The organism is Citrobacter sp. Cpo091, assembly GCF_030332645.1.
Lineage (GTDB): Bacteria > Pseudomonadota > Gammaproteobacteria > Enterobacterales > Enterobacteriaceae > Citrobacter > Citrobacter portucalensis.
The window spans coordinates 1-12,893 of the sequence record NZ_JAOWHL010000028.1 but is presented as its reverse complement, the minus strand read 5'-3'; the positions used below and the strand labels follow the sequence as shown (position 1 = coordinate 12,893).

Genomic DNA, 12,893 nt, shown 5'->3' with positions numbered 1-12,893 from the left:
ACGACATTATGATTCCTGTATTCGGCAATATGGGTATTAAAGGAGTGTTCAGATTGGGGGTATGAGTCATCAAAAGCTAAAGTGGTTCTTGGTTTACTGGGACTATCTCCGCATGCTGTAGCAAATCACCTGAGATACGTACGCAACCGTATGGAAGAGACTACCACTACTCAGGCTATCCTGGTCGCCCATATAACAGGCGAATTCAGGCCCGAGAAAGAGAGTTAACACCAATCAACGAGGAATACGTAATGACAAATGATAAAAGTAAACATCCGAAAGTGGATCATGCTGAAGAAAACGCATTTTTCCCCTCTGACTATTCCCTTAGTCAGTTTACCAGCCCCGTATCTGACCTTAGTGACTACGACTATCCCAAACAGTGCATGGGAGGGAAGAAGGTGCTGGTCATCGCTGCGGATGAGCGTTACCTGATGACTGATAGCGGGGCTCTTTTCTCAACGGGAAACCATCCTGTTGAAACGCTTATTCCAATGTATCACCTGCATGCTGCTGGTTTTGATTTTGACATTGCGACAATCTCAGGTTACATGACAAAGTTCGAATACTGGGCCATGCCGCACAAGGATGAGAAAGTTATGCCATTTTTCAGCCGGTATAGAGACAAGTTCCAAAATCCTGAAAAATTGTCTGATGTATTGAATAGCCTGAACAAGCAAAGTGAATATGCTGCCGTGTTTATTCCTGGTGGCCACGGCGCACTGATTGGGCTGCCAGAAAGCAGCGCAGTAGCCGATACTCTTCGCTGGTTCATGGACAATGACCGCTTCGTCATATCCCTTTGCCATGGCCCAGCAGCATTCCTTTCGCTGCGCAATGGTGAAAACCCTCTAAAAGAGTATTCTATTTGCGCTTTCCCTGATTCAGCTGATAAGCAGACGCCTGACATTGGTTATATGCCGGGCCATCTCACATGGTATTTTGGCGATGCACTTAAGCAAATGGGGATGAATATTGTTAATGATGATATTAAAGGAAGCGTATACAAAGATCGTAAGGTACTGACAGGTGACAGTCCTTTTGCAGCCAACGCACTTGGTCAATTGGCAGCTAAAGAACTCCTTTCAGTTTATGCCTCCTGAACATTGTTAATTTGAATGCACGATGCAGAAAATCAAATAATTTTCAGATAGTAAGGCGTAATTGATCTGACAGCGACAGTTTCATTGATACATGTATCTGTCAGATCATAATTTAGGTTTTTGGCTCGTGAGAGATTTGGTGGCCCTGCTTTCTGTCCGTTCCGTGCCAGAAACGGAAATTATTGTCAAAAAACCATCCAGAGGGATAACTACTAAGGCACTGATAGTGTCTACATTTTTACCAGTGCCTTACTAAGATTTACTTTTCACTCTAATGATTAACCAGCCACTACTGTCTGGTCATTTAATTTTGGATTATTAACATCCATTGTTGCATCAATACATATTTTCCTAATATAAGTGATACAGGGTAAGGAACGCGTGTGGAGACGTCCCGCCAGTTCCTTGGAACGGGTTGGCCAAGTGTTAGCATGAAGGGTCATGGGTAAATGAGGTATAGGTGTAGGCCCCCAAACTCCTCTACGATAAACCATAACTCCATCCACAAACCATTTTATCTCATCAGGACTCCATTCAATCATGTAATCATGAAACTCTTCAGAAGCATCAAAACCTAAAGGAATAAGAGTTGGTGTACCACGATATCCATAATCAAACTTTGCACCTTCATCACCAGGATTATAAAAAACATTGATCAACATATGATCAGATCGATTTCCAACAAACTCAATATCGATTTCTTGACGAGGCGAATCTCTATGTAAAAAGAAGCCGGTTACTATCCCTGCAACTTTTGCCGCTCGTAGGGACACTTCAAATCTGCCATATAGGAACTTCATTCTACTTGAAATCGCAGCAGCACTAAACTCTCTAACGCCTAACTGTTCCTCCTTAACTACAAGACCTAAACCACTAATATCATTTTGAATCACATTTTGAGGTCGAAACAGTCCAAGATTTCCAGGGAAAGTATCATCGCGAATTTCCCAATAGTTATTATTAATATTTTGTAGTGAATCATTAATGAAGAAATCAGCAAGCTCTTTTTCAATTCTCTTCGGATTATCTTTTATAAAAAAACCATTTCCTGAAAAATTCTTTCTTTCTAATATCCAAGGGGAAATGTCATGTATCATGTTAATTTCTGAATTATTGATTTGTGCTGCACTGGTGATATCTATAATCTGCCTAGGAATAATGTCAGCCATTTCTGGGTACGCTGAAATAGGTGGTGGGCATTGAAGGTATTCACATATAACCTTCCATTTGTTTTTTTCATCTGAATGCAATACAACATAGTCAGTATCAACGATCTCCTCAATTATATTAAAAATAACATCTTCGATTTCTTTTGATTCACTCGTGGTAATTATAAATTTTGCTTTTGGATATTGTTTTTTTAATATGCCGATATACTTACTGAGACAGCCAACATTTACATAAGCATTGAATTCATTCTGCTCTGAATTACTTAATAGATTTTTTAAGTCTGCATTGGGAAGTCTATCAATATCACTACAACACTTATAGCCAAGCATTGATAGTGCCATACCCAAAGAAGAAATACCCGAACCACTTACACCAAATGCAAAAACAGGCCAATAATTTGGAAGTTCATTAAAACTGGAAGCTTTTTCATTGTCAATAATACCAATCTTCACTAAGGTAGGTAATATTGAATAGGAATTTGAAGAGTTAAAATCCAACCTCTGAGAAATGATCGACTTATATACTGCCCTCACATCGAGTTTCTCAAATTGATGATTTATCCATAAGTCAATTGGTCCATAAGTTGGGAGGAGTGAGAGGATTTTATTTGCTCCTTTCTTAGATAATACATATCCTGAAAAATACCATAACCCTCGCTCTGGTTTAAATATGCTTTTCGAAATAATTTTCTTTTTCGCGCCATTCATAACCTCTTTAAATGACAAATATAAGATATCAAAACCAGGTGAAGATCTGTCAGCTTGAATCATTTCAGACCAAGCAGCATCTAAGGTTTTGGCAAAATCTCTTTCAAAATACACGTCATCCTCAAGCACTAAAGCATATGCATCAGAACCTTCTGCAACAAGCCTAATAACATTTAGATGCGATAATGCTACAGCAATTTCCGCTTTACTCATTTTTATAGGGACATCGAGATCAAATTTATCGGGTAAGATTTTTGGTTGAGGGTCAACGTACAACTGGTCTGCTAAAGTATAATAAGGAATAACCTCTTCCTCATTGAGAATGTCTGACATTTCTTTGGCGTTTATAGCAGAGAATCTGGTTAATTGGCTCGTTAATTTTTTATTAGATTTATCTAGTATTTTACCCAGTTCTTTATTTAAATCTGCCCATCTAATCGCTTCCCGTTCTAAGTTTATAGCGTAAATCCTGCTAATAACGCCTTCATTCTGATTTAATGTATTAAAGGTCGATGATTTTTGCGCTGGGAGAAGTAACCGAGAGCGTAAGTAAAAAGAATAAAAAAAACGGCTAATGCCTTTCAAATTATTTTTAATGTTCATTATTAAAAATCCATGTTAATTCATCAAGCGCCAATTTCTAGAATCAGCTCTGTATTCTAAATCCCACTTAGTTTCTGCAATATCTTGCCAGTTTGATACTACCGTAATCTGGGATAATAAATCTATTTCCTCGCGACACGAGAAAATAGATTTAGATAGATTACCAGGACCAGTTGTTGACTGAATATCTGTGAGAGGATAGCTTGATTTATTAAGTAAGTATGTGGATTGCTCTAGTGCCTTAGCAATGATAACATGATGAGGCGGAGCAATTAACGGGTTGTTGTTGAAATAAAAAATCCAAGATTCTTCATAAGTATTTTCCTTTGTAAAAATTTCTGGTGGAATCATAGAATCGGTGGAAATATCGTAGCATAAAGGTTGTATTTTTAACTTATCATCCGTGAAAAAACTACTTATCTCACTACCCAGATAAACATCATCAGTGTCAACATAAAATCCCCCGTTTACCGAGATATAACATAATCGGAAATAATCTGATTGCATAGCAGGATGAGTACACTTGGCAAAAGCTTCACTGTATGTTTCACCCAAATTATGTTTAATAAATTCTTGGGCGCTAACGAAATCATATAGTAAATACTCATACCCAAAAGGTTCTAAGATACGCCATGATTTCATGCAATGTCTGACATCATTAGGGATAGTATTGGATGAATCCCAAAATTGAATTATTTTTTTTGGTATAGTGCATGAAGATATGACACCCTCAACAGGCTGTTGAATTATTTTTCTGATAAACTCCGAACGCTGTTGATAACTCTCTTCTTTCGTTTCTTCTGATTCCATTGTAGATTCCTTCAAAAGGGTGATTTCTAAAAATGATCAAACTGAAGGCCGAAAATAAATAATTATTCCATTATAGCATTCTAAACCAGCTCAGATTTTTATCAATATGTTTTTTACTGTCATAAGCCGTAGCTTTAGGAGCATTTTGCCTATCGTTCGTAGGTCAGCCATAGCTTAATTTAATAAGAAAAATCAATCTTGGATCGCGCAAGGGACATTGTCCGTTCCTCGCTCATGAGGGATAACCATGCTCAAATCTCCAACATTACAGGAGCTTTGAGTATGAACACGTCACCGTGGGACAAAGACCGTATTGTAAGTATCACTGACCAAAAAGACCACTTCAGATATCTCATATCAGGGGGGATCCGAATCAGGCTTGAAATGGAAGGTAAAATGTGCGATTTAACTCTGTTCAATATGACCTTGGACAGTAAGCTACGAGGCTATGATCTGATCAAACTCAAAGTATCTGATGTTGCATATGTTAACTCTGTTTCAAGCAGAGCAACCGTGTTGCAACAGATAGCCCGGTCCAATTTGAAATAACCAAAGGGACAAGAGAAGCTGTTACCACATTGATATAGTTTGACAATTTTCACAGTAAAAACTTCTTGGGTCGGGACCAACCTGCACATATCAACCCGGCAATACAACCGAATTTTCCATGGATGGGTATACAAGAGTAGCTATACATCAGTCCCTTCTTAAGGTTGTCTTAATACCACTACAGGAATATGACTGTTCGGTACTTGCTCTGCTTCACTAATATTACTGACTAAACCTTTACTGGTTTAGTACCCCCAGCCCATTAAGCCGCATTCCTTTGCGGCTTTTTGCTACTCAGCTTTTATCCATCAAATAGCGATGTGCTTTCGATGCCGCGCTGGCGGCCTTGAAAATATAGCGTTTATCATTCCTCAGTGCTTTAAGCCAGGAAGCGATATAACTGTCATGCTGAACTTCTCCAACTATCCCCAGATCCGCCATCAGGAATGCGCTCCCCAGCTCAGCGATCAACTCTTCAAACGCATACCCCTCGCTACCAAATTTCCCTTTCATTTCACGGTTCAGCCGACTTTTTGCCCCACTCCAGTGAACGAGCTCATGCAGGCCGGTTGCGTAGAAATTAGCAGCATCAATAAAAAGATACCGTTCAGGTAAGCGAATTTCGTCGGTTGATGGTGTAAAAAAAGCATTCTGTCCTTTTTCAATAATGGTTGCACCGCTACTACGAAAAAGTGCTTCTGCACGTGGTAATGGCTCAAAGATCTCTGCCGGAAAAACGGCATCATCACTCAGGAGTAAACCGTCAATTTGTTCAACATTAAACACAGTGAATGCTTTCAGCATAGGAATATAGTCAGTTTCTCCGTTATCATTTTCCTTTTCCAGCGTGGTATAGAAAATCGCGGTAGTGCCGTGTTCTCCCTTGCGCACCTGCCCACCTACCGCTTTTGCCTGTTTGTAGGTCATCCAGCGTGAATCACAGAATCCCTGTTTTGACGCGCTGCACCAAAGCAACATGATATTCATTCCGCTGTAAGCCTTACCAGTGGCGTAATTGGACGGTAAACCGGACATACCGGGAGCTCGCTGCCAAGGACACACCCAAGGTTTTACTCCGGTTTCCAGCGCCGCAATTATGCTGTCGGTAACAGTCTGATAAATATCGGTTCTGGCTGTTGAACATTTCGTTTTTGAGGAGCCTGACAGATCCAGCGAGGATACGCTGGTCGCCGCTGTCGTGTTAGGGGCACTTATCTTGGTATGCAGGGACATAGTCATTTTTTTCTCCGTCAGTGGTGTGATTTTCGTCTTCGTATCGCCTGACGGTTCGCTTTCCCGGCATCGTTCCATCCCGCAAGGGCGCAGCAGGCGTGCCATTTACCCTTGCGGGACGGGTTGTGCTGGGAAACGATTAACCGGAAGCAGATACATGAACGGAAATCACACGGGAGAAAAAACTATCCCTGAATAAACAGATATAGAGCCCCTTACACGCCAGCGGTGAAATGGGGTTTGGGGTTTGGGGTTTGGGGTTTGGGGTTTGGGGTTTGGGGTTTGGGGTTTGAATTTCCAGGTATTAGTTCGGATCTGAACTGCCGGTAAATTTGTTTGATAAAAACCACGACAATTATTTTTTTACCTCATTTCGGAGATAGAAACTAGATGTTAATTAATGTAATAACGTTTACGGAAGAACCACATAAAACCGGGCATTTTTAATTCAGGAAAACAAATAAAAAGAGTGGCAAGCGTATTCTCTGGAGCGATGAATATCATCAGGAGATAAACAATGAATATCCAGAGTCCCCTTTTTGCAAGCATCATGCTCGTTCTGTCAGTGTTCTCTTCAGCACAGTCCATCCCTCTTGCCCGAGCGCTTCATCCTGAGGTTCCCATTCACCACCCTGCCGTCGTCAACTGTTCCGATACCGCAGAGTTACCCGATGAGAAAATCGTCTTGCCGCTATCCCCAGCATCACGAATGCATTCCTGAAACACATCTTCCTGAAGATGGGAGCTGGGGCAGAAACTGCGGGCACCTCTCCCCGGTTTTGTCTTCTCAATTTTGATCGCTGGCTATGACTCAACTGCAGCTTCTTAAGATTCAACCAAGCGTTAAAGAGCGTACAAACTCTATCAATTCCCTGCTTTTCCTGAATTTCGGCCAGCAAAGCGTTAAGGTCGTTGTGACCTCGGGATCGTGCAGCAGGCAGTAGCAGACATTAGGCAACGTTACAGAACGCTGGGTTTCTGGCACCAGCGTAACTCCTATTCCCATCGACACCATGCCAATAGCCACCGCAACATCGCGAGTAAAATAGATTTTGGGTGGGACAAAACTGGCCATCTCACAGGCATGTAATGCAGACCAGCCTAGCCCGACCCCGGGCGGATCTTTCTGGATCATAAATGTATCCCCGGACAACGTCTCCAGCTCTATTTTACCGACTCCTGCCTGCGGATGCGTGTGCGGTACTGCGGCGATGAGTGACCTGGTGGCGATATCCACGTAGTCCAGGTTGGCAAAATGCGGAACAGGCGATCGGAGCAGCCCCATATCCAGTTGATGGTCGAGCAGGAGGGTGAGCTGTTCGTCAACGTTGTGCTCCTCAATAACAATCTCAACATCCGGTTTAGTCTCGCGAAAACAGGTGATTAACCGTGTCAGGGCGGGATCAAGAATGGAAGATCCGACATAACCCAGTATGAGTTGTCCTTTATAGCCTTTTCGAAGGCTACTCGCACGGCTCAGCATTTTTTCGTAATGACTGACGGCGCTCCGCGCCTCCGCTGCAAGCTGAGTTCCTTCCACAGTCAGCGCCACATGACGACGATCACGCGTAAATAGCACCATGCCAAGCTGATCTTCCAGCACTCTAATCTGACGGCTTAAGGCTGGCTGCGTGATGTTGAGCCGCAGTGCGGCTTTTCCAAAATGCAGTTCTCTGGCAAGCACCACAAATGCATGCAAATACCGATAGTCCACACGTTCCTCCAATCACTATTTTTCGATAACAATCCCACATTAAAAACGTCGTTAATGTGATTAGACGGGGATTTATGTTGCCTCACATACTGTCAGTGATGTAACGGCTCGTCCTGTGATTGCCTGCAGGATGAAGATAAAAGCACACCGGGCATGCTGTCTCCCGGCGACTTACTGAGGAAAACGTAATGTCTCAAACACAAAAAGTGACTGACCTACGCAATGCGCTGGCCGTACTGCGCAAGTTTGATGATGAGCTTATCGAAACCGATGAACCCGTTGATCCAAGTGCAGAACTGTCAGGGGTGTACCGCTACATTGGGGCACACGGTACGGTCATGCGTCCGACTCGTATCGGTCCAGCCATGCTCTTTAACCGGATTAAAGGCTATACCGATATGCGAGTGCTGATAGGTCTTCTCGCCTCGCGAAAACGCGTGGCCCGGCTACTGAATACCACACCCGATAAGCTGGCCTTTTTACTGAAAGACGCGGTAAGCACCCCGATAAGTCCTGTCGTTATTCCGCAGGAAAATGCCGTCTGTCAGGAAGTAGTCCATCTGGCATCCGATCCGGATTTCAGTATCCTCAATATCCTGCCAGCACCCACGAATACGCCGGAGGATGCCGGTCCTTACTTCACTCTCGGTATGTGCTACGCCGCCGATCCACATACCGGCGAGCATGACATCACTATTCACCGACTGTGCGTGCAAAACAGGGATGAAATATCCATGTACTTCGTTCCCGGTCGGCATCTGGATTTGTTCCGTCAGAAAGCAGAGGAAGATGGGGCCCCACTTCCCATCTCGATCAGCATTGGTGTTGACCCAGCCATTGAAATCGGTGCCTGCTTCGAACCGCCCACAACTCCACTTGGTTTTGACGAACTGTCAGTGGCAGGGAGCTTGCGTAAACAGCCTGTTGAGCTGTGCCAGTGTCTGACCGTGAATGCCCGGGCCATTGCGAACGCCGAAGTCGTTATCGAGGGGGAACTCATTCCTAACTATCGGGTCAGGGAGGATCAAAATACCAACAGTGGTAAAGCCATGCCGGAATTCCCCGGCTATACCGGACAGGCACAGCAAATGGTGCCAGTGATAAAAGTGAAAGCCATCACCCACCGCCGTCACCCAATTCTACAGACCTGCATTGGTCCAAGTGACGAGCATACCAATATGGCAGGGATCCCCACCGAGGCCAGTATTCTGCAACTGGTGGAGCGCGCCCTTCCCGGCTTTGTGCAAAATGTTCACTGCCCGTCACCCGGGACCGGAAAATATCTTGCCGTATTGCAGGTGAAAAAACGTCTGCCAAACGATGAAGGTCGTCAGCGCCAGGCGGCTCTTCTGGCCTTCTCCGCATTCTCGGAACTCAAGCATGTGATTCTGGTTGATGACGATGTGGATATTTTCGATCTCAATGACGTGATATGGGCAATGACGACACGCTATCAGGGGGATATCAGCACGGTGTTCATACCCGGCGTAAGGTGCCATCCCCTCGATCCGTCCTCTGACCCGGCTTTTAGTTACTCCGTCCGCGACCACGGGATCGCCTGTAAAACTATTTTCGACTGTACCGTTCCGTTCACGATGAAAGGCCAGTTTCGCCGCAGCGAATTCATGGAGGTCGAGATCAGTCGTTTCCTCCCGGATAACTTCAAGTACTGAGGACGCCATAATGTCGACATCTGAATGTGCTCCTCGCAAGCGCGTCATCATTGGGATCAGTGGTGCATCCGGTTTTTTATATGGAGTGCAGGCCCTGCATTATCTGCGACAACTTCACGTGGAAAGTCACGTTGTGATTTCTCCTGCCGCTCATCTGACCCGCAGTCTGGAAACCACTCTGTCAGAAGACGACGTTCATGGGCTGGCTGATGTAATTTATCCCTTTGATGATATTGCAGCCGACATCGCCAGCGGTTCGTTCAGGGTATCCGGGATGTTGATTGCCCCCTGCTCGATGAACACCCTCGCCGCTGTTGCGGCAGGCTTTACCAGTAATTTGCTGGTGCGGGCAGCCGATGTAACCCTGAAAGAGCGCCGGGGGCTGGTTCTGATGGTCCGGGAAACGCCGCTGCATGCCGGGCACCTTCGTAACATGCTTCAGGTTAGCGAAACCGGTGGCATCATTTTTCCCCCCGTGCCTGCCTGGTATGCACGCCCTGCCAGTACTGAGAACATCATCGCCCATAGTGTTGCGCGGGCGCTGAGTTTACTCGACCTTGATTGCGACACATTGCCGCGCTGGGGTGAAACGCCCAACCTGAATAACAGGAGTAAATCGCTATGATTACAGGCCCATGGCTTAACGGCTCTGCCGTCGTGATCGGCGGGATGGCAGGCGCCATCATTAGCTCACGTCTACCTGAAAGGTTACGTACTTCAATGCCGCTCATTTTTGGTGCGGCCTCCCTGTGTATGGGGATCGTCCTGGTGACAAGTGTCAGCCATATGCCCGTCATGGTTCTCTCCGTCCTTCTCGGCACACTGGTGGGCGAACTCTGCTATCTGGAAAAAGGGATAAACCAGCTGGGCGGAAAAGCCCGTGGGTTGGTGGAGCTCGTCGTGAAAAGCGATCCCGGAGACAAAGACTCACAGGCGCAGTTTTTACAAAACTATGTAGCGATCATCGTCCTTTTTTGTGCCAGTGGCACCGGTATTTTTGGTGCGATGCACGAAGGCATGACCGGGGACTCGAGTATCCTTATCGCGAAAGCGTTCCTGGATTTGCTGACAGCCCTCATTTTTGCCACAACCCTTGGTTACGCCGTGGCATTAGTCGCTGTCCCCCAGCTTATCATCCAGTTAGCTCTCGCATACAGCGCGATACATATATTACCTCTGACCACGCCTGCTATGCAGGCCGACTTTTCAGCTGTGGGTGGCGTTCTAATGGTGGCGACTGGCCTGCGTATTTCCGGTATCAAGGTCTTCCCGGTAGCCAGTATGCTTCCTGCATTGGTACTGGCGATGCCAGTTTCCTCTTTCTGGACAACCTACTTCTGAGATAGAAAAGTACTTCAGTAAAAGTGGTCAACAAAGCGGCGTACCCCGCATTGATTATGTATTTTCTTCATTCCTGAGGGGGTTTGTCATTCATTCCGGGCATCTTCACGGGCTCTTTGCCGCCCGCACCCGCAGCCCCCGGGTGTTACGGGCATCCAATGTCCGAAACATCCGGAGGGTAATTAACACAAAAAAAAGGAGATTTTATTATGAATAAAAAGATAAAGTGTCGTGCCGAAATTTTTTATTAGGTTCATAAGTCATTACTGCAGCGCCCCTTGTTACCTGACCATGAGCATTAACGAAAAATCTGAGCACAATATTTCCCGGCGACTATCGGCATGTTGAGATCTATGCCTGGTCTTATATTTCCCGTTCATCGTTAACGCTTTATTGAGTCAATCGGATATATCATATAATTGGTATAATTTTTGTCTGGAGAATATATGAATGTACTCACCCGCTGCACCCTACCGCCCTTACTGTGGCTCTGTGCAACTCAGGTGTACGCCTTTCAAAGCACACCGCCAGAACAGCCCTTTTCTACAAGGCAATCCGTAAATTCGGAGCAACACATTCAGGAATATAGTTACTCAGATAAACATGAACCTTTGCAAACAACGCCTTTAGGGGGCTGTAATGCTAGCCCGATTCCGGGATGTAATTACCCTACGCAATCGGATTACGATTTTCACCAGAAGGAGTGAGGGCCAAGTTTACTAAACAACACCTAAAGATCTCCTTCGGGTGTTGAGAGTCAGCTTTGAACTGTGAGTTCAACTGATGGACGCAACACACTTATTGAACCGTTCTGCTGGTGATTCATAGTCTAGCGTTTTTCTCGGCCTTTCGTTGAGCTGTCTGGCAACACTGTTAAGTCTTTGCTGGCTGTGAACCGATAAGTCAGTTCCTTTTGGAAAATATTGTCTGAGCAATCTGTTCGTATTTTCATTTGAGCCACGTTGCCAGGGAGATTGAGGATCACAAAAATAAATCTGAATGTCTGTCGCTATAGTAAATCGTGTGTGGCTGGTCATTTCAGCGCCACGATCCCAAGTTAATGTTTTATAAAGCTCAGCAGGTAATTCCCGGGCTTGTCTGATGAGTGCAGATATAACTGTTATGGTCTTGTTGTCTCTGATCTTCGCCAGCATAACAAAACGGGAATGACGTTCTACGAGGGTGATGATATAGGAGTTTTTCGAGCCCTGAATCAAGTCACCTTCCCAGTGACCTGGAATAGCTCTGTCAGCCGCCTCTGGTGGCCTTTCGCTGATAGGTATCGTGTTCGGGATTGACCCTAATCCTTTCCCTTTAAGCGATGACGTTCTGGATCTACGCACGACTCTTCCGCTTCTAAGGCATTGCTGCAGCTCTTTTTTTAATGCTCCCCGGGTTTGTATAAAAAGCGTTTTATAAATCGTTTCGTGTGACACATGCATTTCCTGATTATCCGGATAACAGCGTTTCAGCCAACCGGCGATCTGTTCCGGCGACCAGTCCTGATGCATCTTCTCTGCAATAATTTTACACAATGCGGGGCTTTCAATTAGCTTGCAAGGTTTTGGTCTCAGGGCATTTTCCCACGCAGTAGCATCGGCTTTTGCTGCACGGTATTGTTTTGCACCACCGTGCCTACTGACCTCGCGGCTAATCGTTGAGGGCGCTCTTGATAATTTGGCAGCGATGTCCCTGATGCTGCGTTTTGCTACCAGCCCTCTGGATATCTCTTCTCTTTCGTCTAGCGAAAGCGCTAATCGGTGTCGCTTTCGGACAGGGGGACGGTATCCACCAGTCTGGTGGATAGTGGGCATGATAGAAGAATGATATCTGTCGAACATCCTTGCGATATCATGCAGGGAATCACCTTGCTTATATCTGTCCCAGATAATCGCTTTCTGTTCAGGCGTGTAGTAAATGCGCGTTCTTCGTTTCATGGCAACGTCCCCCTTGATTAAGGATAGCGTTGCATCGACCCATTGAACTCACA

Annotated in this window: 9 protein-coding genes and 1 pseudogene; 5 read left to right on the top strand and 5 right to left on the bottom strand. The window is 45.2% G+C overall.

Annotated features, from left to right (window positions below):
• The first annotated feature begins 251 nt into the window (after nucleotides 1-251).
• Nucleotides 252-1,103, top strand: a complete 852-nt coding sequence (gene hchA / locus OGY04_RS03475; protein WP_172408791.1) for a glyoxalase III HchA — start codon at nucleotides 252-254, stop codon at nucleotides 1,101-1,103.
• 278 nt (nucleotides 1,104-1,381) lie between these two features.
• On the opposite strand, the gene OGY04_RS03470 is transcribed toward hchA, so the two are convergent.
• The gene (locus OGY04_RS03470; RefSeq protein WP_286584759.1) at nucleotides 1,382-3,583 is read right to left on the bottom strand and encodes a family 16 glycosylhydrolase; all 2,202 of its coding nucleotides are present in this window, start codon (nucleotides 3,581-3,583) and stop codon (nucleotides 1,382-1,384) included.
• A 15-nt stretch (nucleotides 3,584-3,598) separates the two neighbouring features.
• On the bottom strand, nucleotides 3,599-4,393 hold the full coding sequence (locus OGY04_RS03465) for a glycosyltransferase family 32 protein (RefSeq protein ID WP_286584758.1): 795 nt from the start codon (nucleotides 4,391-4,393) through the stop codon (nucleotides 3,599-3,601).
• Between the two features lie 282 nt (nucleotides 4,394-4,675).
• Between OGY04_RS03465 and OGY04_RS03460 the strand changes: the two are divergent.
• A pseudogene (locus OGY04_RS03460) lies at nucleotides 4,676-5,077 on the top strand (site-specific integrase); the annotation flags it as partial.
• Nucleotides 5,078-5,236: 159 nt separating this feature from the next.
• On the opposite strand, the gene OGY04_RS03455 reads toward OGY04_RS03460, so the two are convergent.
• Nucleotides 5,237-6,181: an ArdC family protein gene (locus tag OGY04_RS03455; protein ID WP_172408788.1), complete on the bottom strand. Its 945-nt coding sequence runs from the start codon at nucleotides 6,179-6,181 to the stop codon at nucleotides 5,237-5,239.
• 826 nt (nucleotides 6,182-7,007) lie between these two features.
• Nucleotides 7,008-7,889, bottom strand: a complete 882-nt coding sequence (locus tag OGY04_RS03450) for a LysR substrate-binding domain-containing protein (protein WP_172408787.1) — start codon at nucleotides 7,887-7,889, stop codon at nucleotides 7,008-7,010.
• 188 nt (nucleotides 7,890-8,077) lie between these two features.
• Here OGY04_RS03450 and OGY04_RS03445 point away from each other — a divergent pair, with 188 nt between their 5' ends.
• From OGY04_RS03445 to OGY04_RS03435, 3 genes are read left to right on the top strand one after another with little or no spacing between them, the layout of a single operon-like run.
• Complete coding sequence (locus tag OGY04_RS03445; protein WP_286584755.1) at nucleotides 8,078-9,562, top strand: UbiD family decarboxylase; 1,485 nt, start codon at nucleotides 8,078-8,080, stop codon at nucleotides 9,560-9,562.
• Between the two features lie 10 nt (nucleotides 9,563-9,572).
• Entirely contained in the window at nucleotides 9,573-10,187 is a 615-nt protein-coding gene (locus OGY04_RS03440) for a UbiX family flavin prenyltransferase (protein WP_277201530.1), read from the top strand.
• Nucleotides 10,184-10,903: a DUF554 domain-containing protein gene (locus OGY04_RS03435; protein ID WP_286584751.1), complete on the top strand. Its 720-nt coding sequence runs from the start codon at nucleotides 10,184-10,186 to the stop codon at nucleotides 10,901-10,903. The genes OGY04_RS03440 and OGY04_RS03435 overlap by 4 nt, the downstream gene beginning before the upstream one ends.
• 776 nt (nucleotides 10,904-11,679) lie before the next feature.
• Here OGY04_RS03435 and OGY04_RS03430 read toward each other — a convergent pair.
• Nucleotides 11,680-12,840 carry an IS30-like element ISCfr4 family transposase gene (locus OGY04_RS03430; protein ID WP_286584749.1) on the bottom strand — a complete coding sequence of 387 codons (1,161 nt, stop codon included), beginning with the start codon at nucleotides 12,838-12,840 and terminating at the stop codon, nucleotides 11,680-11,682.
• Nucleotides 12,841-12,893 lie beyond the last annotated feature (53 nt).